General features: G+C 69.5%; 17 protein-coding genes. 7 read left to right on the top strand and 10 right to left on the bottom strand.

The window, feature by feature from the left end:
- Positions 1-69: 69 nt before the first annotated feature.
- Positions 70-1,680: a DHA2 family efflux MFS transporter permease subunit gene (locus ACFV9C_RS13750; RefSeq protein ID WP_380193478.1), complete on the top strand. Its 1,611-nt coding sequence runs from the start codon at positions 70-72 to the stop codon at positions 1,678-1,680.
- On the opposite strand, the gene ACFV9C_RS13755 is transcribed toward ACFV9C_RS13750, so the two are convergent.
- Positions 1,677-2,243 (bottom strand): GNAT family N-acetyltransferase, encoded by a 567-nt coding sequence (locus ACFV9C_RS13755; RefSeq protein WP_380193480.1) that lies wholly within the window; start codon positions 2,241-2,243, stop codon positions 1,677-1,679. The two genes, ACFV9C_RS13750 and ACFV9C_RS13755, sit on opposite strands and share 4 nt — an antisense overlap.
- 59 nt (positions 2,244-2,302) lie before the next feature.
- On the opposite strand from ACFV9C_RS13755, the gene ACFV9C_RS13760 reads away from it, so the two are divergent.
- Positions 2,303-2,452 carry a hypothetical protein gene (locus ACFV9C_RS13760; protein WP_380193481.1) on the top strand — a complete coding sequence of 50 codons (150 nt, stop codon included), beginning with the start codon at positions 2,303-2,305 and terminating at the stop codon, positions 2,450-2,452.
- On the opposite strand, the gene ACFV9C_RS13765 is transcribed toward ACFV9C_RS13760, so the two are convergent.
- The 3 genes from ACFV9C_RS13765 to ACFV9C_RS13775 form a co-directional block, all read right to left on the bottom strand.
- A complete protein-coding gene (locus ACFV9C_RS13765; RefSeq protein ID WP_380193483.1) occupies positions 2,430-5,468 on the bottom strand; it encodes a BTAD domain-containing putative transcriptional regulator in 3,039 nt (1,012 codons plus the stop codon). The two genes, ACFV9C_RS13760 and ACFV9C_RS13765, sit on opposite strands and share 23 nt — an antisense overlap.
- Before the next feature lie 85 nt (positions 5,469-5,553).
- Positions 5,554-5,934, bottom strand: coding sequence for a hypothetical protein (locus tag ACFV9C_RS13770; RefSeq protein ID WP_380193485.1), 381 nt, complete (start codon positions 5,932-5,934; stop codon positions 5,554-5,556).
- A 126-nt stretch (positions 5,935-6,060) separates the two neighbouring features.
- Positions 6,061-6,501, bottom strand: coding sequence for a hypothetical protein (locus ACFV9C_RS13775; RefSeq protein ID WP_380193487.1), 441 nt, complete (start codon positions 6,499-6,501; stop codon positions 6,061-6,063).
- Positions 6,502-6,620: 119 nt separating this feature from the next.
- Here ACFV9C_RS13775 and ACFV9C_RS13780 point away from each other — a divergent pair, with 119 nt between their 5' ends.
- Positions 6,621-7,190, top strand: coding sequence for a hypothetical protein (locus tag ACFV9C_RS13780; RefSeq protein WP_380193489.1), 570 nt, complete (start codon positions 6,621-6,623; stop codon positions 7,188-7,190).
- A gap of 35 nt (positions 7,191-7,225) precedes the next feature.
- Here the strand turns inward: ACFV9C_RS13780 and ACFV9C_RS13785 are convergent, their stop codons facing one another.
- Complete coding sequence (locus tag ACFV9C_RS13785) at positions 7,226-10,597, bottom strand: sugar-binding protein (protein WP_380193490.1); 3,372 nt, start codon at positions 10,595-10,597, stop codon at positions 7,226-7,228.
- Positions 10,594-11,655: a LacI family DNA-binding transcriptional regulator gene (locus tag ACFV9C_RS13790; protein WP_380193492.1), complete on the bottom strand. Its 1,062-nt coding sequence runs from the start codon at positions 11,653-11,655 to the stop codon at positions 10,594-10,596. The genes ACFV9C_RS13785 and ACFV9C_RS13790 overlap by 4 nt, the downstream gene beginning before the upstream one ends.
- A 200-nt stretch (positions 11,656-11,855) precedes the next feature.
- Between ACFV9C_RS13790 and ACFV9C_RS13795 the strand changes: the two genes are divergently transcribed.
- Positions 11,856-12,797: a hypothetical protein gene (locus ACFV9C_RS13795; protein WP_380193493.1), complete on the top strand. Its 942-nt coding sequence runs from the start codon at positions 11,856-11,858 to the stop codon at positions 12,795-12,797.
- Positions 12,798-12,810: 13 nt separating this feature from the next.
- Here ACFV9C_RS13795 and ACFV9C_RS13800 read toward each other — a convergent pair whose 3' ends face one another.
- Complete coding sequence (locus tag ACFV9C_RS13800; RefSeq protein WP_380193495.1) at positions 12,811-13,308, bottom strand: hypothetical protein; 498 nt, start codon at positions 13,306-13,308, stop codon at positions 12,811-12,813.
- A 75-nt stretch (positions 13,309-13,383) separates the two neighbouring features.
- A complete protein-coding gene (locus ACFV9C_RS13805) occupies positions 13,384-15,288 on the bottom strand; it encodes a DUF222 domain-containing protein (protein WP_380193497.1) in 1,905 nt (634 codons plus the stop codon).
- 160 nt (positions 15,289-15,448) lie between these two features.
- Between ACFV9C_RS13805 and ACFV9C_RS13810 the strand changes: the two genes are divergently transcribed.
- From ACFV9C_RS13810 to ACFV9C_RS13820, 3 genes are all read left to right on the top strand, one after another.
- Complete coding sequence (locus tag ACFV9C_RS13810; protein ID WP_380193498.1) at positions 15,449-16,357, top strand: LLM class flavin-dependent oxidoreductase; 909 nt, start codon at positions 15,449-15,451, stop codon at positions 16,355-16,357.
- A 141-nt stretch (positions 16,358-16,498) separates the two neighbouring features.
- Complete coding sequence (locus tag ACFV9C_RS13815) at positions 16,499-18,745, top strand: N,N-dimethylformamidase beta subunit family domain-containing protein (RefSeq protein WP_380193499.1); 2,247 nt, start codon at positions 16,499-16,501, stop codon at positions 18,743-18,745.
- A gap of 10 nt (positions 18,746-18,755) precedes the next feature.
- Positions 18,756-20,357, top strand: coding sequence for a DUF4139 domain-containing protein (locus ACFV9C_RS13820; RefSeq protein WP_380193501.1), 1,602 nt, complete (start codon positions 18,756-18,758; stop codon positions 20,355-20,357).
- On the opposite strand, the gene ACFV9C_RS13825 is transcribed toward ACFV9C_RS13820, so the two are convergent.
- The gene (locus tag ACFV9C_RS13825) at positions 20,358-21,905 is read right to left on the bottom strand and encodes a multicopper oxidase family protein (protein WP_380193502.1); all 1,548 of its coding nucleotides are present in this window, start codon (positions 21,903-21,905) and stop codon (positions 20,358-20,360) included.
- On the bottom strand, positions 21,898-22,260 hold the full coding sequence (locus ACFV9C_RS13830; protein WP_380193503.1) for a hypothetical protein: 363 nt from the start codon (positions 22,258-22,260) through the stop codon (positions 21,898-21,900). Before ACFV9C_RS13830 ends, ACFV9C_RS13825 begins: the two co-directional genes overlap by 8 nt.
- Positions 22,261-22,278 lie beyond the last annotated feature (18 nt).

Consider the following 22,278-nt stretch of genomic DNA (forward strand, 5'->3'; position numbering starts at 1 on the left):
GTCTCCGGATGTCCGTCGGCGCGTAGGCTTTGACCGAAACGTGCCGTGTGCCCGAGGGGGGACCGAATCGTGAGTCAGTCCGCGACGCAGCCGGGTGTTCCGGAGTATCCCGACAACATCGATGCGGCTGTGCTGAAGATCGCCGGCGTCGTGGTGCTGGGGGCGATCATGTCGATCCTCGACATCACGGTCGTCAACGTCGCGCTGCCGACGTTCCAGGACGAGTTCGGCACCCCGCAGAACCCGGTGGCGTACTCGACGGTCGCCTGGACGGTCACGGCGTACACGCTGGCGCTGGCCACTGTGATCCCGCTGACCGGCTGGGCGGCGGACCGGTTCGGGACCAAGCGGCTGTACATGACCGCGGTCTTCCTGTTCACCGCCGGGTCCGCGCTGTGTGCGACCGCGTCCAGCATCGACATGCTGATCAGCTTCCGGGTGCTGCAGGGCCTCGGCGGCGGCATGCTGATGCCGCTCGGGATGACGATCATGACCCGCGCCGCCGGTCCGCACCGAATGGGCCGGCTGATGGCGATCCTCGGCGTACCGATGCTGCTCGGCCCGATCCTTGGGCCGATCCTCGGCGGCTGGCTGATCCAGGTCGCGAGCTGGCACTGGATCTTCCTGATCAACGTGCCGCTCGGCGCGATCGCGCTGGTCTACGCGTGGCGCGCGCTGGAACGGGACCACCCGCAGCGGGCCGAGTCGTTCGACTTCCTCGGTGTCGCGCTGATGTCGCCCGGTCTCGCGCTGTTCCTGTTCGGCGTCTCCTCGCTGCCCGCGAAGAACGGCGACTTCGGCGCGCCGCGCGTCTGGGTGTCGATGCTGGCCGGCGTGATCCTGATGGTGGCGTTCGTCTTCCACTCGTTCCGCCCCGAGCATCCGCTGCTCGACCTGCGGCTGTTCCGGAACCGGAACCTCACGGTGTCGATCGTGACGATGTTCCTGTTCGGCGCCGCGTTCTTCGGCGGCCTGCTGCTGGTCCCGACGTACTACCAGCAGATCCGCGGCGAGTCGACGCTGCACGCCGGCCTGCTGGTCGCGCCGCAGGGGCTCGGCGCGATGGTCACGATGCCGATCGCCGGCCGGCTGGTGGACAAGCTGCCGATCGGGCGGATCGTCCCGTTCGGGATCGCCGGGATCGTGGTCGGCATGTTCGGCCTCACCCAGATCACCTCGACGACGCCGTACGGCGTGATCATCGCGATGCTGTTCGTGATGGGGCTCGGGATGGGCGGCACGATGATGCCGCTGTTCACGTCGGCGCTCCGGACGCTCGCCGGGCCGCAGGTCGCCCGCGGGTCGACATTGCTGAACATCACCCAGCAGATCGCGTCGTCCTGCGGCGTCGCGACGATGTCGGTGATCCTCACCAACCACCTGAACAACTCGCCAATCATCCCCGGCACGCAGAACATCCCCGGCCTGAACGGCGGACTCCGCGAAACGCAGGCGGCGATCCTCACCAACACCCGCCCGGAGAACGTCGCGCAACTGCACCTCGACCCCGCCGCGGTCGGACGTGGTCTGGTCGACGCGGCGTCGTCGTTCGCGCACACCTACTGGGTGGCGTGGGCGCTCGTCCTGCTGACGCTGATCCCCGCCGTGATGCTCCCCCGCAAACGCGAACGCTCACAGCTCCCGGCCGAGGCGGCCGTCGACCAGACAGAGCCCAGCTAGAGCTTCAGCGTCACCACCCAGCGGTGGGGTGAGATCTGCCGGGTGCGGGTGAATCCGGCGCGCTCGAACGCCGCCATCGGCCCGGTGTGCAGGAACGACCCGGAGACCTTGCGGTCGTCGGTTTCCTCGGGATAGCCCTCGACGACGCCGCCGCCGTTCTGCGCGATCTCCGCGAGCGCCCCGCCCAGCGCGGCATCCGCGACGCCGCGACCACGGAGTCCCTTACCGGTGAAGAAGCACGTGATCCGCCAGTCGGGCAGCGCGACCAGCTCCTTCTCGTACAACCGGCGGCTCTTGATCAGCGGCACCTCGTCCGGCGCACCGAACTGGCACCAGCCGAGGCACCGGTCCCCGTCGAACACCAGCGCGTTGTGTGTCGTGCCGGCCCGGACCCGTTGCTCCTTGTCGGCCCGGTTCTGCTCGGCAGTCCGGTCCTTGCCGAGCTTGACGTGGAACCCCATGCACCAGCAGCCGCCCCAGACCCCGTTGTTCGCCTCCACCAACTCGGCGAAGGCAGGCCAGGTCTCCTCACTCAGCATCCGCACCACATAGCCGTCGTCCACAAGTGAACCGTAGCGGTCATGATGGACATTCCGACGCCCATCACACGGTAGGAGACCGCATGGCAGTCGACGCTTGGTCCTTCGATGACGACCGGCAGCAGCACGTGACCGCACCCACCCGACCGACCCGGATCCTGCCGTGGAACCCGGAGCCGACGCTCACCTGCGAAGCGGCCACGGCCTTCGTCAACCAGCTCGCAGGCAACTGAGCGCTTCGTCGACCGCGGCGAGATCCGTGGCGTTTCCGGCCAAGGTCAGGTGATCACGCGCGGCCGTCCACGACTCGCGGGCGGCCGCCGCGTCGCCGGCGCGGAGCTGGGCGCTGCCGAGGCGGCGCCGGATCCGGCCCTGCAGCAACGGGATCTGGATCTCGTCGGCGATCTGCCCCGCGGACTTCAGCAGCGTCGTCGCCCGGACCAGGTTCCCGCGCGCCGCCTCGGCGTCACCCAGGCCGCGCAGCGCCACCGCCTGCCCGTACGGCCAGCGATCGATCTGGGCGAACCGCAGACACCGCGCGAACACCTCGACGGCCTCCTCGAGCTCACCGCGGCGCAGCCTGATCTCGGCCAGCACGAGCTGCAGGAACGCCTCCTCGCCCGGCGAGCCGATGCTGCGGATCAACCGGAGCGCCTCCTCGACCGCCGGCACCGCCTCGTCGTACCGGCCCTGCTCCATCCGCAGGTAGCCGAGTTCGCCGATCAGGTGGATCTGCTGGCGCAGCATGCCGAGCTCGCGGGCGATCGGCAGCGCCGCCTCCGCCCACCACGCGGCCTCGTCCAGCCGGCCGGTACGGCGCAGCGTGACACCGATCTCGTTGCACGCGTTGACGACGCCCATCGGGTACTCGCCCTCGCACGCGAGCGACAGGCTCAACGCCTGACTCGCCAGCGCGGCGGCCGGACCGTCGTGTACGCCGAGCAGCTCGCCGCGCAGGTGATGCGCGTCCGCGGCACCGGCCGCGTGCCCGATCTGCTCGAACAGTTCCGCCGCGGCGACCGCGTGCTCGATCCCGTCGGCGGGCTCGAAGACGCTCCGCGAGCGCGCACAGATCGCCAGGTTCCGCAGCATCACGGCCTCGCCGAGCCGGTTGCCGGCCCGGCGACAGCCGTCCAGGCTGTAGCGCGTGGTGCTCTCCAGCAGGTCGAGCGCGAACAGTTCGCCGTAGTCGACCATCGTGTCGGCGAGCTCCCAGGCGGCCTCGTCGGCGCCGTGCTCCCCGGCGGTCCGGACAGCGGCGACCAGGCCGTCGCGTTCCGCCTCGAACCAGGCCAGCGGGTCCGCGACCAACCGTTCGACGGGTGCCTGCGGCAACTGACAGCGGGCGGCCCGGCCGCCGATCCGCGGCACCACCCGGATGTGCGTCCCGTGGTCGGCCGCGTCGGCGACGGTCAGCCAGGCGGCGAGGGCGCGGCGTACGGCGGCATCGCGGTCGGCGGCGGTCTCCTCGGCGTACGCGCGTTCGCGGGCGTACAGGTGCAGCAGCTCGTGCAGGCGGTGCCGCGGGCGGCCGTCGATGTCGCGGCCGACGACGTTCAGCAGCTGGGCGTCGACCAGCGTGCGGATCCCGCGATCGGCCTCGGCCGCGGGCGTGCCGAGCAGTGGTGCGGTCAGCCAGCTCGGTACGTCGCCACCGTCGAGCAGACCGAGCAACCGGAACAGCCGGCGCGGTCCGGCCGGGAGCCGAGCGTACGACTGCGCGAAGACCGTCCGCACGGACGCGGCCGCGGAACCTTCGACCTCCAGGGCGTCGAGACGATCGCCCTCACGCAGTTGCAGCACCTGGTCCCGGATCGACAGGTACGGCTGGTCCGCGCAGTTCGCGCCCGCCAGCCGGAGCGCCAGCGGGAGGAACCCGCACGCCTCGGCCAGCTCGGCGGTCACCTCCGGGTCCGCTCGTTCGACGCCGAGGATCGAGGCGAGCAGGCGGACCGCGTCGTCCGCGGGCAGCGGTTCGAGTTCGATGCGGCGGGCGCCCAGGTCGGACACCAGGCCGGTGAGCCGGTGCCGGCTGGTGACCGCGACGACGCAGTCCGGGGCGCCGGGGATCAGCGGCAGCACCTGGTCGGCCGACGACGCGTTGTCCAGAATGATCAGCATCCGCCGTCCGCTGACCATCGTGCGGAACAACGCGGACGCCTCGCTCTCCGTCCCGGGCACGCGGTCGGTCGCGACGCCGACGGCGCGGAGCAGTTGCTTCAAGGCGTCGTACGACGTGAGCGCGGGCGACGCGTCGTACCCACAGAGGTTGAGGAAGAGCTGTCCGTCCGGGTACGCGTCGACCAGCGTGTGCGCCCAGTGGACGGCGAGCGCGGTCTTGCCGACACCGCCGATACCGGACAGGACGACGACCCGGACGGTGCCGTCGTGCGTGAGTGCGGCCTCGGTGAGGCGCGCGAGCTCGCGGTCGCGGCCGGCGAAGTGCGGGACGCTCGGCGGGAGCTGGCGCGGAACCGACGGCGGCGGTACGGCGATACGCTCGCGCGCACCGTCCAGGCCGGGCTCGCGGTTGAGGATCTGGCGGTGCAGGTCGCCGAGCATCGGCCCGGGTTCGACGCCGAGCTCGTCGAGCAGCGTCCTACGGATGTCCTGGTAGGCGTCGAGGGCGTCGCCGATCCGGCCGGCCCGGTACAGGACCTGCATGTACTGGCCGCGGAAGCGCTCGTTCAGCGGGTCCTCCGCGATCAGCGCGGCCAGCTCGGACGCCAGCCGGGCGTCGCGGCCCAGGCACAGGTCCGCGTCGATGCAGCGGTACTGCGTTTCCCGGCGGCGCTCGTCCAGCTTCGTCGCGACGACCTGCACCGCGGCGCTCTCGACACCGCTCAACGCCGGTCCACGCCACAGTCCGAGAGCTTCGCGCAGTACGCCGGACACCGCCGCCGGCTCGTCCGTGGTCGCGACCTCGGACACCAGCTGGTCGAACTCCATCGCGTCGAGTTCCTCGGTGTCGGCGCGCAGCAGGTACCCGGCCGGCAGCCTGCGGATCCGGTTGTCGTCGAGCAGCCCGCGCAGCCGCCACACCGCGGTCTGGATCTGCTTCGCGGCCGTCGACGGCGGGGCCTCGCCCCAGGTCGCGTCGACCAGTTCGTCCGCGGACACCGGACGGTTCGGCTGACACAGCAGCCGCGCAAGGACTATCTGCTGGCGTCGCCCGTTGATCGCGACCTCTCGGTCCTCGACCGCGATCTGCATCTCCCCCAGGATCTTGAACCGCACCCCCGACCCCATACGATCACGATCGCATAACAGAGGGTCAGCAGCTGAAAGGGCGCCGTCTCCGCTGGAGACGACGCCCTTTGGAGCAGAACCTGGGTCAGCCCTTGACGAGCTTCACCGAGTTGATCGGCGTCAGGTTGTAGTCCCAGTAGGTGTACTGCGCGTTGTAGTTCGTGCAGTTGGTACCGTCGGCCCCCTTGCAGATCCACGAGCCCGCGCCGCCGTACTGGTTGTTGAAGACCCGGTGCGTGCCGTACTGGTTGTAGATCTTGTGCGGGCCGTAGCTGTAGAAGATGTACGTCGGGTGGCCGTTGGCCCAGCTGCCGTTCGGGTACACGCACACCGCGCCGTACGGGCATCCCTCGTACGTGCCGGCCGCCTGGGCCGGGGCCGCGACAGTGGTGACCGCGGCGATCGTGCCGGCCGCCAGCGCGGTCGCCGCCAGCGGCTTGCTCAGCTTGCGCAGGTTGAAGCGCATTCAAAACTCCCCTCCTACGTCCCCGAGGACCATCCACGGGAGAAGACACGATCAGCCTCACCGCCCGCGCTCTCCCGCCGCTCTCCGGCCGCTCTCCGCCCACTCTCTGGCAGCTTCAGCCGACTCTCAGTGGCGCTTCTCGATCGCCCGCACCGAGTTCTGGAACGCCTTCACCAGCACGCCCTTGCCGGCAGTCGCGAACAGCGCGGCGAAGATCCGCCCGCGCAGGTTCTTCCCTTCCCGTACGACGGTGTAGTCGACGTCCGTCGTCCCGTCGGCGCGCGGCGTCAACCGGTACGTGTGCCCGGACTTCCCGCCCCACGCGTTCGAGTCGGTGGTGGTGAGTACGACGTACCGCGGATCCGACCAGTCGTAGGTCAGCCGCTCCCACACCCCGCCGGACCCCTCCGTCACCTCCGCGTGGTCGATCCCCTGGTCGTGCACCACCAGATCCTTGTCGGCACTGTTCCCGAACAGCGCGTTCCGCCCCGGCCCGAAGTCGGTCAACCCGTCGACGAACTGCTCCGGGGTCGCGGTGGTGTTCGCGTGCAACTGAATCGTGGTCATCGTCCTGCTCCTTCTCGTCATTCCCGATGCCACAACTCTCACCCGCCGGCCGCCACCTCCGCGCCCGTCGAACTCCCTGGTCCAATCACGGGGCCTCGTGGCCCGTTAGTGTCCGTGGGGTGAGTCAGTTCTCGGGGATGGGTCAGGTGCCGGTCCGGCGTTCGCCGTTGGTTGCGGTTGTGATCGTCGGGGCGGTGGTGATGGCGTTGCTGCTGGCGATCAGCGTGGTGAGTGTGGCTGGGTACTTCGGCATGCGGGCGAAGGCGAACTCCGAGTGGGAGCGCGCCGACGGGCTCGCGCAGCGGACGACGGCGCCGGCCGCGGCGGACCCGGCGCCGGTGCTCGCGGCGGGGCGGAAGGACGTGGAGGCGGCGTTCACGTACGACTGGGCGCACCTCGAGCAGTTCGCTGCGAACGTGCAGGAGGTGTCCACGCCCGCGTTCGTCGACAAGTTCACGCCGTCGGTGGCGGCGATCAAGCAGCAGCTCGCGCAGCGGCCGAGCGCCGGCGGGAAGGTCTCCGATCTCGCCGTACGGGAGCTGTCGGGCGACACGGCCGAACTGCTGGTGTTCGCCGACGTAACGACGAGGGCGGCCGCCCGGCCGGCGGCGGTGAACAAGATCCGGCTTCGGGTGGAACTCAAGCGACAGGGCGATCGATGGTTGCTGAACGACCTGACCGCCGTCTGACGGCCGGCAGCTGAGCCCGGCCGTCAGACCCGGATCTAGAGGGTGTGCCTGAGGACGATCGTCACCCGGGAGGTGCCTCGCGGGAGCTTGATGGTGCCGGCAGCCTGGTCCACCGTCGAGCTGACCGAGACGTTCGCGATGTTGTCGCGCAGACCCGGCAGTTCGATGCTGGACGCCGGCGTCTTGCCGGTGAACTGGATCGTGACCGTCTTGCCGGCGACCCACAGCTGGTAGCCGAGCCGCCCACCGCTGATCGGGTAGTCCTTCAGCCCGATCTTCTCGCCGTTCCCGCGCAGCCACTCGTCCGGTACGCCGCGACCGACGATCACCGTGCCGTCCGCCTTCTCCGCGATCAGCGAGTCGAACAGCACCTTGGTCGCCGTCGACTGGCCCCACATGTGCTGGTTCGAACCGCCGCCGCCGGCCGCGTGGTCGATGTTCCACGGCGAGGTCACGCTCGGGTAGTCGACGCCCTCCCACCAGCCGAACGGCCCGCTCTGGCTCTTGTCGATCATGAACTGGTACGCCTTGATCCCGAGGTCGCGGTACTGCTCACCTCGCAGCGCGGCGCTCCCGTACCCGGCGTTGTACGCGCTCGAGAAGTACCCGTGCGGGTACCCGCCGAAGTTGTAGATCGTGTCCGAGATGTCCTTGCGCCGGTCGAACCCGTGCGTGTAGGTGTCGTCGATCTTGGTCAGCATCGTCCCGGTCTGCTCCGCGCCGAACAGGTACCCGTCCCACGCCCACCGGCCGAACAGGAACATCGACGCCCAGTTCGCGTCCCGCGGGTCTTTCCGCGGCCCGGTCTCGTTCGGCTCGACCATCGAGATCGGGAGATAGTCGAGGTTGTACTGCGCCATCGTCTCGTTGATCCGGTCCGTTGCCACCCGCAACAGATCGTCGTACTGCGCCTTCGCCCAGGCCGCCTCGCCGGTCTCCCCCAGGGCGGTGGCGAGATAGCGGTACGTCGTCAGACCGGTCAGCGCGGCCCAGTTGTCGATCGTCCAGTACCCGTGCGAGTCGATCGCGTTGGTGGCCTTGATGATGCCCTTGCCGCCGTCGATCCGGTCGGTCTCGATCGTGTGGGTGTTCTTCTTGATCGTCTCGAACCGCTCGCGGACGAAGTCCTTGTCGCCGGTACGCTGCAGGTAGAGCGCGTACGGCCAGGAGTACTTCCACTTCGCGTCGTCGTACTGCAGCTGGGCCGGCAGTGACGTCAGGTAGTCCTTCGCGTAGGTGAAGTCGCCGATCGTCAGCAGTGTCGACACGATGCCGATCGTGTCGTGGTCGAACATCTCGTCGTACCCGTTCTCGCCGACGTGCAGTTCCTTGGTGCCGTTGATGTCGTCGCGGATGATCAGCGTGTAGATGTAGCCGGCCTTGTAGGCGTTGATCAGCCGCTTGTCGGGGAGGTTCGTGAGGTTCGCGATCTTCGACAGCCGGTCGTTCCAGTACTGGCGCATGTGCCGGTAGTGCTGGTCGAACCCGCCGAGCTGGGTCAGCTGGTCCGCGGTCGGCCAGTCGTACGTCGCCCCGAACCGGTCGGCCGCCACCGCGTAGTCCCGGACGACGGTCTGCCCGGCGGCGATCGTCGTACCGGCCTCGTTGAGCGGCGTCAGCAGACCAGATACCCGCGGCAGGCGAGCCTCCTCAGAGCCGGTGTTGGTGACGGTCATCCGGGAGTACGCGATCTCGAAGCGGTTGCCGCCGGCAACGGCCAGGTCGGCGAAGTTCTCGACCGTGATCCGCAGCCCGTCCTTCGCGTACTCGCTGACGAACGCCGGCAGGTACCCCTCGGCGTTCGACCACTTGATCTTGCCCGGGATGTTCGGTACGCCGAACGTGATCATCGCGTCGCCCCGGCTACGCAGCCGGTAGCTCCCGTCGATGAAGGCGATCGGCGCGTTCAGATCGCCTTCCCACCCGAACGACGAGGTCAGCCCAGGGTTCGTGACGTAGGTGTACTGCGCGTTCGCCGCCGAGGAGAGCGCCTCGTCGTACGCCGCCTTCACCAGGAGGTACGCGAGCCGCAGGTCGTCCAGCGATGCCGAGCTGTTGCCGAGGGTGGCGCGGGCGGCCGCGATCTCGTTGTCCAGCTGGGCCTGCGCCGACTCGCTCGCGGCGTACACGTCCGCCGTCGCGGCCTCGTCCAGCACGTTCTGCGTCAGCTGCCGATAGCCGGCCGCGGACGTGTCGGCCAGTGCCACGCCGGCGAGCGTCACGTTGCCGGAGGCATTCGTCTTGCGGGTCAGCTGCGCGCTGATCCGGGCCGAGTCACCGGCCGCGAGGTTCAGCTCGAACGACTTGGTCACCGACGGATCCGAGCTCACCAGGTCCGTGTTCACCGTGACCGGATCCGCCGCACCGTTCAGGTACACGGAGATCTTCGCCGCGGCCCGCCAGACGCCGGACACGAACCGCAGCGTCCGCGGCTCCGCGGCCGCCGGCACCGTGAGGTCGTACCCGTACGGGTCGGTCAGGTCGACGCCCGTGCTCGCACCGTCGGCGAAGAAGATCCCGCCGTGGTGCGTGCCCGATTGGGAGGCGGTCGGCGTGCCGTTCGTCCACGAGTAGCTGACCGCGTTGTCGTTCTGGGCACCGATCGTGCCGCCGGTCTGCCGGTTCGTGACGGCGAGCTGCGAGTCACCGACGCGGCGGTTGATCGTGGCGCCGTCGAGGTGCATCCAGTCGGCCGTGCCGTCAGCGGTCAGGTTCATCGAGGCCGGCGCCGCTGTCGCGGAGAAGGTGGAGATTGTTGACAATCCTACTGCCGACAACGACAGGTTCCCGGCCGCCTGCAGCTTGCTCGCGTACCGGCCGGTGACGACGACGCTCTGCCCCGGACGGATCGTCACGGTGTACCGCTTCACGGCCGCCGTACCGCCTGCGGTAACCGGCGTCGCATAGCTACTGTTGCCCGCGGCAACCGTCACGGAACCGGTGGCCTGCCAGATCCCACCCACGAACACCAGGCGTCGTGGCGAGTCGGCGGCGGGCACGATGATCCGGTACCCGGCGTCGTGCGCGGTCGCGTCGCCGACGGTCGTGGTGTCGTAGTTGAACACCCCGCCCGTCGTGACCCCGCTCGCCCCGGGCCAGCCGAACGCGACCGGGCTGTCGCCCAGCGTCGTACGACCGCCGGCCGGATTGAGATCGTCGACGGTGAGCGTCTGCACGCCGGGTTTCCGGTCGATCGAGGTACCGGTCACGTGCACCCAGTCGACGTCGCCGTACGACGGGAGGTCCATCGCGCCGGCGACGCCTTGACCGCTGGGGAGGTTCTCGACGTTGACGACGAACGGGTCAGCGGGCGGGGCGGCCGCTGGTGCGGATGGTGTGTTGATCAGTGCGGTCACCACGAGCGCCCCGGCGGCCAACGCCGCGAGCAGTCTGGTTCGGTGCCTCATCGTGTGTCCCTTCGGCCTGGCAGGCTGGAGTCGCGGACGATCAGTTCGGGTTCGAGCAGTACGTGTTGCGGCGTCCGGGGGTCGCCGGCCATCAGGTTGTCGACGGCGTGGATCAGCTGCCGTCCGACCTCGTCGATCGGCTGCCGCAGCGTGGTCAGCCCCGGGCTCACCAGGGCGGCGGTCGGCGAGTCGTCGTACCCGGTGATCGCGACGTCGACGCCGGGGCGCAGGCCGCGTTCGTGCAGGGCGCGCAGCACGCCGAGCGCGAGGGTGTCGGACGCGCAGACGAGGGCGGTCGCGGGGCGGGCCGCGTCGAGCATCCGGTGCGCTGCCTGGCGGCCGTTCTCGAGCGAGTCGACGACGGCGGCCCGCAGGTCGGTGTCCAGGTTGCGTTCCCGGCAGGCGTCCAGCCAGCCGGCCCGGCGGTCCTCGCCGAGCTCGGACTCGACGGGCCAGCCGATGTGGCCGATCCGGGTGTGCCCCTGAGCGGCGACGTGGGCGGTCGCGGCGCGGGTGCCGGCGCGGCCGTCGACGTCGACCCAGGCCATCTCCTCGTCGCCGTCCCAGGAGCGGCCGAACGCGGCGAACGGCACGCCCCAGGAGCGCAGCGCCGCGACCCGGTCGTCGTTGCGGTGCGTCTCGGCGAGGATGAACGCGTCGATCGAGGTCTTCGTCAGCAGCTCGCGGTACGCCTTGATCTCACCGGCCTGGCCGCCCTCGGCGTGACACAGGATCAGGTGGTACCCGGCGTCGACGGCGGACGCGTTCAAGACGTACAGGAAGTCGTCCATCAGCATCGACGCCTTGTCGGGGCGGGCCGGGCGCATCTTGAACGCGATCAGCGACGAGCTCCGGTTGCGGAGCGCGCGGGCGGACAGGTTCGGCTCGTACCCGAGCTCCTCGACCGCGGCGAGGATCCGCTTCCGGGTCTCCGGCGCGACCCGGTCCGGGTTGTTCAGCGCGTTCGACACCGACTGCGCCGACACCCCCGCGCGCTGCGCCACCTGGACGAGCGTGACGTGTCCGTGCGGGGCCGGCCCGCGGCTGGTTGGCTGCATCGGCGTACTCCAGGATATTAACGTTAAAAGAGGTGCCTGCAAGCTACTGAGTCAGAACCTGCGGCGTCAAGGGCTCAGCCGGCCCTCGCGGTTTTAACGCTCCATCGGTGCTGTGCCAGAGATCGGAGTTGTCCACAGATCGCAACATCGTCCGCCGGGTACGGCTCCATCGCCGTACTTTCTTGGACAAGGAGGATTCGATGACCATCAGGAACAACCGTCCACGCGGCGGGCGCCATGCGGACGTCCAGCAGCCAGATCCGGTGCTCACGCCGCTCACGGCCCACCAAGCCGCGCGATTGGTACGGCTCGCGGAGGCAGCAGTCGCCAAGCGCGGCTTCGCGATGCGGTACGACGGCGCCGGAAGCCTCATCCCGACCGCCGACCAGCCCTCAGACAGCTTCAGCGCCGGCCTGGGGAACCTCGCGCTCAAGGTCGCAGGCCTGCCGCGCCAGCAGTGGCATGCGGCGATCAGCGATCACTTCGACCAGATCCCGGCGCTCGACCAACTGCTGACCGCACCGGACGACCTCGAGAACCAACTCTTTCTCAGACTCGTCCGTGCGGCCGCTCACGATCCAGACATGGTCGAGGACGCACCAGAGTTCGTCCCCGGCCTGGTCACAGCGCCGGCGCTCTACGCAGGCCGCGCCGTTGCGATGTACTTCGACGTCGACCGGCTGGGACTGTCTCGATCGGACGCAACCCGCATCGGCCTGACGAATCTCCGCCGGCTCCACGACGAAGTCGACACCCTCCGCCTCGGCGGTGCCGAACTGAGCGTTCTCACCGGTGGCATGTTCACCGCATCCAGAGCGCTCGTGTTCGACACGGTGCTCCGCGACTCGCTGCACGTCGACGATCCTGCTTTCGGCTGTCTCGTCGCAATGCCGTCCAGGGACAAGCTGCTGGTGCACGTGCTACGCGACGCGACAGCGCTCCATGCGTTGGGCATACTCGCCGCCGTTGCCGCCGAGCTTTTCGGTACCAGCCCCGGTGCTGTCAGCCCACACGTGTATTACGTCATCCGCGACCAATGGCACCAGGTCACCGACTACAGCACCGGAACCTTCCATGCCCACGATGTTGCCCCACTCCTCGAGGCTTTGGAGCGGGTTGGAGCGGTAGACGCCGCTGCCTAACACCAGCGGCTTGTCACAGGTCCGCTGAGCCGCTGCGATCAGGCTGCCGTCTCGCAGGGCGCCGTGGCCACCATGGCCTGCGGGCGTCTCGGAGATAGCGCCCAACTGCCAGGCTCCCCCCGATCGCCACGCACCACCCCAGCCAGATCGCCACGATCAGGATCGTGCCGGACTCCCTGTGATCGCTTCGGCCGGCGGCGGGGATGACCGCGCCGCCGGAGCGCAGGAACACTACGTCGATGTAGTCACCTTCCAAGGGATACGGTCGATTCAGGTCTTGCGTGCCGCGGACCTTGACCTCCGAACCGGTTGGCCCGACGACCAGTATCACCGGCGGCGCGTCGACGTGCGGCTGCACACTGACAACCTGAGCCTTCGACACCGGCGACGAACTGTACGGCCGGTGCCACAGCGCCCAGACCTGCGCCGTCCCCAGCGCCGCCGCCCCTGTCACGAGCAGCGCGAACAAGGTCAGCGACCAGACGATGAAACGACTGAGCGGATCGTTCATACCTCCCAGTATGAGGACGACCACCGACACTTCTCGGCTGCAGCACAAGGGTTTCCAGACTCCGCGACCGCAGCATCAGCCAGCCATTTCCGAGCCGAAGTCCGGCCCTTTCCTGGGCACTTCGGCGCGAGGGACTCGGTGGGTGCCGGTGGGGTCGACGTGGAAGCTGAAGCCGTGGGGTGTGGTCCATTCGAGGGTCTTGTGGTCGATGCGGTGGACGGTCCAGCCGCGGGCGTGGGTCTTTACCCGGTGGCCGAAGCGGCCGAGCGGTGCGAGGTTGGTGGTGCTGGTTTGTCCGGTGGGGCCGAGTGGGTCGTAGGGCTCGATGTGGTCCAGGTCGATGGTGTTGGTGGTTTCGCGGGTTCCGTACGGGAAGAGTTCGACGGGGTGGATGAGCTTGACGCGTTCGCGGATGCGGGTGGGGATTTCGTAGGCGTTGACGCTGACGGCGTCGTTGAGGTCGATGACGGGTTTGACGATGTACGGTCCGTGGCCGACGAGTTCGGCGAGTTGGGTCGCGAAGAGGGGGCCGATGCCTTCGGCGCGTAGTACGCCGGTGTGGGTGGCGAGGGTGTGGTCGGTGAGGTGTACGACGACCTCGGTCTTTCCCGGGCGCAACTGCCCCTTGTCCGGGTTGTTCGCTCGAGTGGGGCGGCTCGGGTTGGTGTGCGCGTCCTGTTTGATCTGGGCCAGGCGGGCACGCAGGGCTTGCTGTGCGGCCGGGGTCATCGGCGCACCGCCGGCCGGGGCGCGGCGCGGATCCGGGCCGGCTGTTCGCCCGTCGAAAGGATCCGAGACCGGGTCGCGGTCCTCAGGTCCAGCAGCCTCCAACCACGCATCATGCGGCGGCTCCCACTGCTCCCATTGCTCCCATTGCTCCAGCAGGTCAGCCGTGCCGGATGCGCTCGTAGAGCCACCCTCGAACCCCGGCCCGCAAACAGGCCCTCCGAGAACAGCCCCGACGGCAGCAGACCCGGCCGGAGCCGGGCGAGCCTGAGCAGGGCCGGCCTGAGCAGGGCCGGTGGGAGCAGGCACGGTGGGAGCGCGCCCGGCGGGAGCGGGGTCGCTGGGAGCGGGGTCGCTGGGAGCGGGGTCGGCGGGATCGGGGTCGGTGGGAGCGGGGTCGGCCTGAGCGGGGTCGGCGGGATCGGGGTCGGTGGGAGCGGGGTCGGCCTGAGCGGGGTCGGTGGGAGCGGGGTGGGTGGGGGTTTGGGCTGCTTGGGCTAGGAGTTCTTGGGTGAAGCGGGGGTCGGGGAGGATGCCTACGGCTTCGGCTCGGCGGTGCTGGAGCGGGCGGGTGTCGCCCAGGGTTTTGAGGGCTTCGGCGATGTCGGCGATGGCCGTGTCGTGGCGGTTGACGGCGGCGGCGGGGGCTTTGATGTAGATGGTTTTGTTCCCGTGCTGGTCACCGCGACCTACGTACACCCCGCGCTCGTCAGCCGCCGCGGCGGCGTCGTCGGCTGCGCGTCGGGAGTCGGCGTACTTCTTGGCCGCGTCGGCGATCTTGTCGAGACGGTACGGCGAGATCGTGTCGATGATCGCGGCCACCCGACGGTCGACGTACCCCGCCGCCGCGTGGTCGAGTTTGGTGCAGGCACGCACGATCTGGCGCGCCTTCCACGGTGTCGCCTCACCCGCCTGGATCCGCGCCCAGGTCAACGGGAACCGATCCCGCAGAGCCAGCGCGTCGGCGATCAGGTCACGGCCCACGCCAGGAGACACCCCGATCACGACCGCGAACTCGGCGACAGCGAACTCCGCGATCTCCGGACAGCCGTCACCGCCCAGAACCACCGCCCGCTCACGGCCGTCACCCGGACGGCGGGCAGGCCGAACCGGACAGCACGACGGGTGATAGCGGTCGGCATAGATCTGGGCACATTCGAGCAGCTGAGCATCGGACCGGTTCGCGATCGCGCGACAGCTCGCGGCCCGCTCCAGCAGGTCACGCGTCGACAGCACATCCGGGTCCTCGAACATGCGTTCGATTCTACGCCCTCCATCGGGCAGCGCCAAACTCTCCGGAACCTTGAAATCCCTTCATCCACAAGGGAAAACGTCACACCGGCACACCGCGAAGTCGCAGATACACTATTCCGGCGAAGGAATTGCCGGGCACAGCGCCGCGACGATCTCCGGCATGGAAAAGGTCGGCGTCCTGCTGCCGAGCGTGCAAGCACAGTGGGAGACCGGCGACGATCCGCGGGCGGCGGTGGACCTCGCGGTCGAGGCGAAGGCCCTCGGGTACGACTCCGTATGGGCGAACGACTCGATCCTGACACCGCGGACCGAAGCGCTGGCAGTACTCACCGCGGCCGCCGCGCGGACCGAGCGGGTGACCGTCGGTACGGCGACATTGATGCCGGTGACGCGCCGCCCGGTGAACGCGGCGCACAGCCTCGCGTCGCTGGACGTGCTGTCCGGCGGACGGCTCGTGGCCGGCGTCGGCGCGGGCTTCCCCGGCCGGTTCGGGCAGCCGCTGCACCGGTGGTCGGAGGTGCCGTGGGAGCGACGGTTCGCGCGACTGGACGAGACGGTCGCGCTCTGGCGGAGGCTGTGGAGCACCGACGGGCCGGTGACGTTCCACGGCGACGTACTGCGGCTGGACGACGTGCCGCCGACCATCCGGCCGCATACCCCAGGCGGTCCGCCGATCTGGCTCGGCGGATCGACATCGGCGGCACTCGAACGGACGGGCCGGCTGTACGACGGCTGGCTCCCCTATCCCCCACGCGCCGACGACTACACCACCGGGCTGAAGGCGGTCCAAGCATCCGGGCGCGAGGTTACGCCCGCCTTGTTCGTCTCGGTCGCGATCACCGACACCGTCGCCGCGGGCGAGGAACGCCTGCGCTCGTACGCCCGCACCAACTACGGCATGGACATCGACGACCTCCGCCGGATCCAGGCCGTCGTCGCCGGACCCCGCGCGTACGTCGCCGACTACCTCCGGTCGTACGTCGAAGCCGGCGCCCAGCACCTGGTCTGCCGCCTCGCGGCCACAGGTTTCGGTGAGTACCGGAATCAGCTCGAACGCCTTGCGCTGTAAGGAATTCCTGCGCCCTTCGCAGCCGTCCGACTGCCGACAGTTACGGTCTGGACCAATTCGACTTTGTTCCTTACCCTGCCGCCAGGGGGAATCTGAAAGTCTGCTCGTCCCTGGGGGGAAACAATGGTCCGCAAGCTGCTCATGGCAGCGCTTGCCCTGATCGTCGGCGCTGTCGCGTTCGTGTTCGTCGACCGGGCCGCCGACGCGGCCGCGGCCGGTGTCTCGATCACCGCGACACAGGCCACGAACGGGACAACCACGCTCACGTACCGCGCGACCGTGCTGAGGGCCGGCACGATCCGCGAGATCACGATGGCGATCCCGGCCGGCACCACCGGCCGGGTCACGTCGCTCAACGGCACCGTCAGCTCGGTGACCCGGACCGTCCTGCGCTGGCGCCCGGCCCGCGTCGTCAAGGTTGCCGTCGGCGCCCGCCTGGCGATCCCGCTGTACGGCCTCCGGCTGCCGTCCGGCGGTCCGTGGACCCTGGGCCTCAAGTCGATGAGTACGACGAACCAGGTGATCACCTCCGGCGCCGGCGTACTGCAACCACTCCGCACCTACACGCCGCAGGTCGCCGTGGTCGTGTCCAACCCGATCCCGGCACAGACGACGAACCTGGTGTACCAGGCGACCGTCACCCGTGCCGGCGCGCTCGCTGCGGTCCGCATGCAACTGCCGACCGACGCGACCGGTCCGTACACGACGATCAACGGCACGGTCAGCGTCAGCGGCGGCTACGCGACCTGGAAACCGAAGGCGCCGATCAACGTCTCGCCAGGAGCCAGGCTCGGGATCCCGGTCAACGGCGTGAAGCTGTCGCGCTTCGGCGGGACGATGACGTTCAACGTCTCCGCGACCACGTCGACCGGCACGGTGCTGACGTCCGGCTCGACCACGCGGATGTTCATCGCGCCACCGGCCGAGATGCCCGCGGTCGCGGCGGATGCCTTCGCCGGCATCCCGGCCGGCTGCCCGCGAACCTGGCCGACGACCACGGTCGAGAACGCCAGGACAGGCACCGGCGACTGGGTCATCCCGGCCACCATGAACGGCACGATGGCCGCCTACCTGACGCAGGTGTCGGCCACCTGTGGCGACACGGTCGACCTGAAGGTCTCGGCCGGCAACAACGTCAGCGTCGCCGCCTACCGGATGGGGTATTACGCCGGCCTCGGCGCGCGAGAAATCTGGCGGCAGGACAACATACCGACGGTCAAGCAACCCGATCCGACCATCGGCGGTACGACGGCCACCGGGCAGCCGCTCAACATGGTGTCCGCGGCGAACTGGACCAAGACGCTCAGCATTCCGATCGACAAGGACTGGGTGCCCGGCACGTATCTGATCAAGATCAGCGACGGAGTCCAGGCGACGTACGCACCGCTGACTGTCCGGGACGACACCGGCACGAAGCACGATCTGCTGATCCAGCAGGCGACTGCTACCTGGCAGGCCTACAACGCCTATGGGGGCCGGAGCTTCTACACCAGCCTTGCGTCCGGGTCCGGGAGGCTGACGTTCGACCGGCCGTACGACGAGGGGCAGGGCTCGGGGCAGTACCTCACGCTCGAGCAGGGGCTGGTGTTCTGGGCCGAGTCGAAGGGTCTCGACGTCACGTACTGGACCGACAACGAGCTCGACCAGTTCGGCGGTCAGTTGAAGGATCGCGCCGGTACGTTGTTCCTGCCCGGGCACGACGAGTACTACTCGCTGCGGATGCGGGCCGCGATCAGCCAGGCGATCAAGCAGGGCGTGAACGTCGCCAACCTCGGAGCGAACACGGCGTACCGCTATATCAAGTTCACCGACGAGAGCCGGCGGTCGTGGGACATCGATCGGTACACCGACGGCTACAACTCGACGACCTGGCGGTACCAGGGCGATGCCTACGCGTCCCAGCCGCTGCTCGGCGCGGACTACGTGTGTGCGGTGACGGCCGGCACGCTCACCACGACGAGCAACTGGCTGTTCCAGGGCGTTCCGGTGGGTACGAAGCTGCCCGGGTTCATCGCCGGTGAGGTCGACTACGTCTGGCCGGGGCTCTACCAGCAGCCCGGGCAGACCACGATCGTGAGCGGCGCGGCGACGTGTCACACGAACGGCCGCGCCGCTCCGATGGACACGACCGTCTACATCGCCCCGTCCGGCGCCCGCGTCCTCAACGCGTCGACGTTCGCGTTCGGCTGCTTCCTGGTACGCCGCTGCCCGTCGAACTGGGCCGTCCCGGAGCCGGACGCTGCCTCCCAGCAGGCCGTCGCAACGATGATCGCCAACGCCACCGTATGGGTCTCCAACGGCACGATCACGGTCCCGAACGACACGGCCGCCGCGAAGGTCCGGGTGGCGGTCCCCAAGTCCGAACTCGCGACCTCGACGGAGGGCTAATCTCGACGGCATGAGCGAACTCGTGGTGCAGGCGCCGATCGTCGCCGTAACCGTTTATCCGGCTCGGGCGCGGGTGACCCGGCGCGGGGTGATCACCGTGCCGGCTGGGGATCGGACTGTGTACGTCGAGCCGTTGCCGTTGGAGTTGGAGAGTGACAGCGTGCGGGTCTCCGGGCGCGGGCCGGCGACGGTGCTCGGGGTGGATCTGGTGCGGCGGCATCATCCACAGGCGCCGGACGAGACGGTCGCCGAGGTCGAGCGGGCGTGGTACGAGGCGCAGGACGCCGTCGCCGCGCTCGCCGACGCGGACGACGTCCAGGCGCAACTGGACACGTTCCTCGGGCAGTTGGCGAAGCGGGCGGGTGGCAGCTTCGCCAAGGCGCTGGCTTCCGGTGAGTCCGACGGGGAGCTGGGCGGGTTCACGGAGTCCCTGGCGGGGCGGTTGGCCGCCGTACGGGCGAAGCGCCGGGAGCTGGCCGCGCAACGCCGAGAGGCCGAGCAGCGGTTCGGGGCGGTCGACCGTCGGCTCACGGCGCTGCGCGAGCAGGTCATGCCGGACCGTCAGGCCGCGGCGGTCGGGCTGGAGCTGGCGGCCGAGGCCGAGATCGAGATCGAGATCGAGCTGTCGTACGTCGTTCCGCTGGCGGGGTGGAGCAGTTCGTACGACGTTCGGCTGCAGGGCGATCGGCTGACGTTGAGCTGGTACGGGCTGATCACGCAGTACAGCGGCGAGGACTGGCCGGAGTGCGACTTGACGCTGTCGACCGCGCGGCCGACGGTGACCGCGAAGGTGCCGGAGCTGGACCCGTGGTACCTGGACCGCTTCCGCCCGCCGGTGCCGGTGTCCGGGGTGCCACGCGCTCCGGGCGCGGTCGCGAGCTTCGCCAAGCAAGCTGATCGACGCGACAGGGCAGCCTTCGATGCGGACGAGGGCCCGTGGACGGTGCAGGAGCAGTCGGCGCTCACGGACCTCACCGCGTCGGTCGAGCAGGGTGTGACTGCGGCGACGTACACCCCGCCGCGGCCCGTCGCCGTGCCCGCCGACGGCGCGTTGCACCGAGCAACCATCGCCTCGCTCGACCTCGACGCCGACCTGGACTACATCACCGCGCCCGTCCGCTCCACCGACGTCCACTTGCGCGCGACCGTGGTGAACTCGTCCGACCACACCTTCCCGGCCGGCAAGGCCTCCGTCTTCCACGAGGCGGACTTCGTCGGCTCCGCGGCGCTCCCGCTGTGGGCACCGGGCGAGGACGTGGAACTCGCCCTTGGCCTCGACGACCGCATCCGCGTCGAACGCAAACTCGTACGCCGCGAAGCGTCCAAGGCGACGCTCGGCTCCACCCGCCGCCGGCAGGTCGAGTACGAGACCCGCATCGAGAACCACACGCCCCGCCAGGCCAAGATCACTGTGCTCGACCAACTCCCGGTGGCTCGCGACCACGAGATCACGGTCAAGCCGGTCACCGCCGACCCGCAGCCGGCCGAGACCACGGACCTCGGCGTCCTCACCTGGAAACTCGACCTCGCCGCCGGCGCGGAGTCCGTGATCAAGCTCGGCTTCCGTGTCGACACCGCCAAGGCGCTCGACCTGACCGGCTGGCGCGAGTAGTCAGACAACCTCCAGGTTCGCCATCATGCCCATGTCCTCGTGCTCGGCGTTGTGGCAGTGGAAGAGGTACCGGCCGCGGTAGCCGTCGAACCGGGTGATCAGCTCGGCGGACTCCCCCGGCCGGAGCGACACGGTGTCCTTCAGCCCGGCGTCGTGCGGCAGTGGATCGCCTCCGCCGCGCGACAGGATCCGGAACCCGACGAGATGCAGGTGGACGGGATGGTGGACGTCCGCCACCAGCCGCCAGACCTCCACATCGCCGAGCCGCGTCGTGACATCGGTACGGTCCGGCGCGAACGGCCGCCCGCCGATCAGCCACCCGTGCCCGTCCCCCATCCGCCCGGCCCGGAACGAGAAATCCCGCACCCGGACGGCGTCCGACCGCTTCCACTCCGGCAGGTCGTCGGACAGCACGTCCGGGATCCGGCTCGGATCAGTCGCCTTCCGTACGACGTGGAACGCCAGTACGTCGCGCATCCGCCCGGAGCCCAGCCGGTTCACGATCCGTACCCGGGCGCCGAGCGGGACCCGGCCGAAGTCCAGGATCACGTCGTACCGCTCGGCCGGCGCAATCGGGAGGTTCCGGTGCGGGACGGGCGTGCGCAGCAGTCCTTGGTCGGCGCCGATCTGGACCAGGTCGAGGCGGCGCCCGTCGTCGAGGACCGCTTCGAGGTCGTAGTGCCGCGCGTTCGAGGCGTTCAGGATCCGCAGCCGGTACCGGACCGCGTCGACCTCGCGCACCGGCCAGGGCGCGCCGTTGACCAGGACCACATCGCCGAGGACGCCCGCAAGATAAGGCTCCTCGACGCCCGGCTGCATCATCAGCGCGGGATCGATCGATGGATAGTCCAACGATCCGTCGGCGGCGAACGCCCGGTCGGCGATCAGCAGCGGCAGCTCGTGCTCCCCGGACGGCAGACCGAGCGCGTCCTCGGCGTCGTCGCGGACGATATGCATCCCGGCCAGCCCGCGCCAGACGGCCGGCGCGGTGAAGTCCATCCGGTGGTCGTGGTACCAGAGCATCGTCGGCCGCTGGTCGAGTGGATACGTATACCTTCGCGTGACCTCGCTCGTCACGGCCCGCGGGTCGTGCATCCCGTGGCCCATGTCGTTCCACCCGGTCGGGGTCACGAGGTCCGTCGGGTACCCGTCGGACGCGGCCGGCGTGCGGCCGCCGTGCAGGTGCACCACGGACGGCACTGGCAACTCGTTGCGGTGGGCAACCGTGATCGCCTGTCCACGCCGCGACTCTATCGTCGGCCCTGGGAACGTCCCGCCGTACGTCCACAGCCGGGTCCGCACACCGGGCAGGATCTCCTTGTCCACCACCTGCTGCACGACGTCGTACCGATCGGCCCCCGACAGCACCGGCGGGACGGGCAGGGGCACCTGGTACGCCGGTGGCAGCGGTACGGCGCTCCGCAGCTCGGCACCTGTCATCGCCGGACGCCGCGACAACGCGGCCCCCGTCGACAGTCCGCCGGCCGAGACCACACCGAGCGCGCCCCCGATCCCCAGCAGCCGTCGACGGCTCATCCGCTCAGGCATGCTCGACCACCGGCCGCCGCCACACCGCGACGAACATCATCGCCACCGCCGCGACCGTCACCACTCCGAGCGGCAGATGCAGCCACAACGTCCCGTCCTGGCCGGCGAAGTACTGCACCGTCTCGGCGGCCACCACTCCCAGCGACGCCAGGAACGGCCACACCGTCCGCCGCCGGATCCACACCACGACAGCGACGATCAGCTGCACGTACCCGATCGACGTCACGACGTCCGCGCCGAGCGCGTGCAGGCGCAACCCGTCGAAATTCCCGCTCAGGTACACGCCCGCGAACACCGGCTGACCGAAGATCACCACCAAATGCGCCGTCACCATCCCGCGCAACACCTTGATCATGGCATCGACACTATGATT

Origin of the sequence: Kribbella sp. NPDC059898, from assembly GCF_042730855.1 — a bacterium.
Lineage (GTDB): Bacteria > Actinomycetota > Actinomycetes > Propionibacteriales > Kribbellaceae > Kribbella.

What these genes read in the sequence shown, in the direction of transcription:
- ACFV9C_RS13760 (WP_380193481.1), top strand. Translation starts at nt 2,303, where the DNA reads ATGGCAGTCGACGCTTGGTCCTTCGATGACGACCGGCAGCAGCACGTG.
- ACFV9C_RS13765 (WP_380193483.1), bottom strand. Translation starts at nt 5,468, where the DNA reads ATGGGGTCGGGGGTGCGGTTCAAGATCCTGGGGGAGATGCAGATCGCG.
- ACFV9C_RS13770 (WP_380193485.1), bottom strand. Translation starts at nt 5,934, where the DNA reads ATGCGCTTCAACCTGCGCAAGCTGAGCAAGCCGCTGGCGGCGACCGCG.
- ACFV9C_RS13775 (WP_380193487.1), bottom strand. Translation starts at nt 6,501, where the DNA reads ATGACCACGATTCAGTTGCACGCGAACACCACCGCGACCCCGGAGCAG.
- ACFV9C_RS13785 (WP_380193490.1), bottom strand. Translation starts at nt 10,597, where the DNA reads ATGAGGCACCGAACCAGACTGCTCGCGGCGTTGGCCGCCGGGGCGCTC.
- ACFV9C_RS13790 (WP_380193492.1), bottom strand. Translation starts at nt 11,655, where the DNA reads ATGCAGCCAACCAGCCGCGGGCCGGCCCCGCACGGACACGTCACGCTC.
- ACFV9C_RS13795 (WP_380193493.1), top strand. Translation starts at nt 11,856, where the DNA reads ATGACCATCAGGAACAACCGTCCACGCGGCGGGCGCCATGCGGACGTC.
- ACFV9C_RS13800 (WP_380193495.1), bottom strand. Translation starts at nt 13,308, where the DNA reads ATGAACGATCCGCTCAGTCGTTTCATCGTCTGGTCGCTGACCTTGTTC.
- ACFV9C_RS13805 (WP_380193497.1), bottom strand. Translation starts at nt 15,288, where the DNA reads ATGTTCGAGGACCCGGATGTGCTGTCGACGCGTGACCTGCTGGAGCGG.
- ACFV9C_RS13810 (WP_380193498.1), top strand. Translation starts at nt 15,449, where the DNA reads ATGGAAAAGGTCGGCGTCCTGCTGCCGAGCGTGCAAGCACAGTGGGAG.
- ACFV9C_RS13815 (WP_380193499.1), top strand. Translation starts at nt 16,499, where the DNA reads ATGGCAGCGCTTGCCCTGATCGTCGGCGCTGTCGCGTTCGTGTTCGTC.
- ACFV9C_RS13820 (WP_380193501.1), top strand. Translation starts at nt 18,756, where the DNA reads ATGAGCGAACTCGTGGTGCAGGCGCCGATCGTCGCCGTAACCGTTTAT.
- ACFV9C_RS13825 (WP_380193502.1), bottom strand. Translation starts at nt 21,905, where the DNA reads ATGCCTGAGCGGATGAGCCGTCGACGGCTGCTGGGGATCGGGGGCGCG.
- ACFV9C_RS13830 (WP_380193503.1), bottom strand. Translation starts at nt 22,260, where the DNA reads ATGATCAAGGTGTTGCGCGGGATGGTGACGGCGCATTTGGTGGTGATC.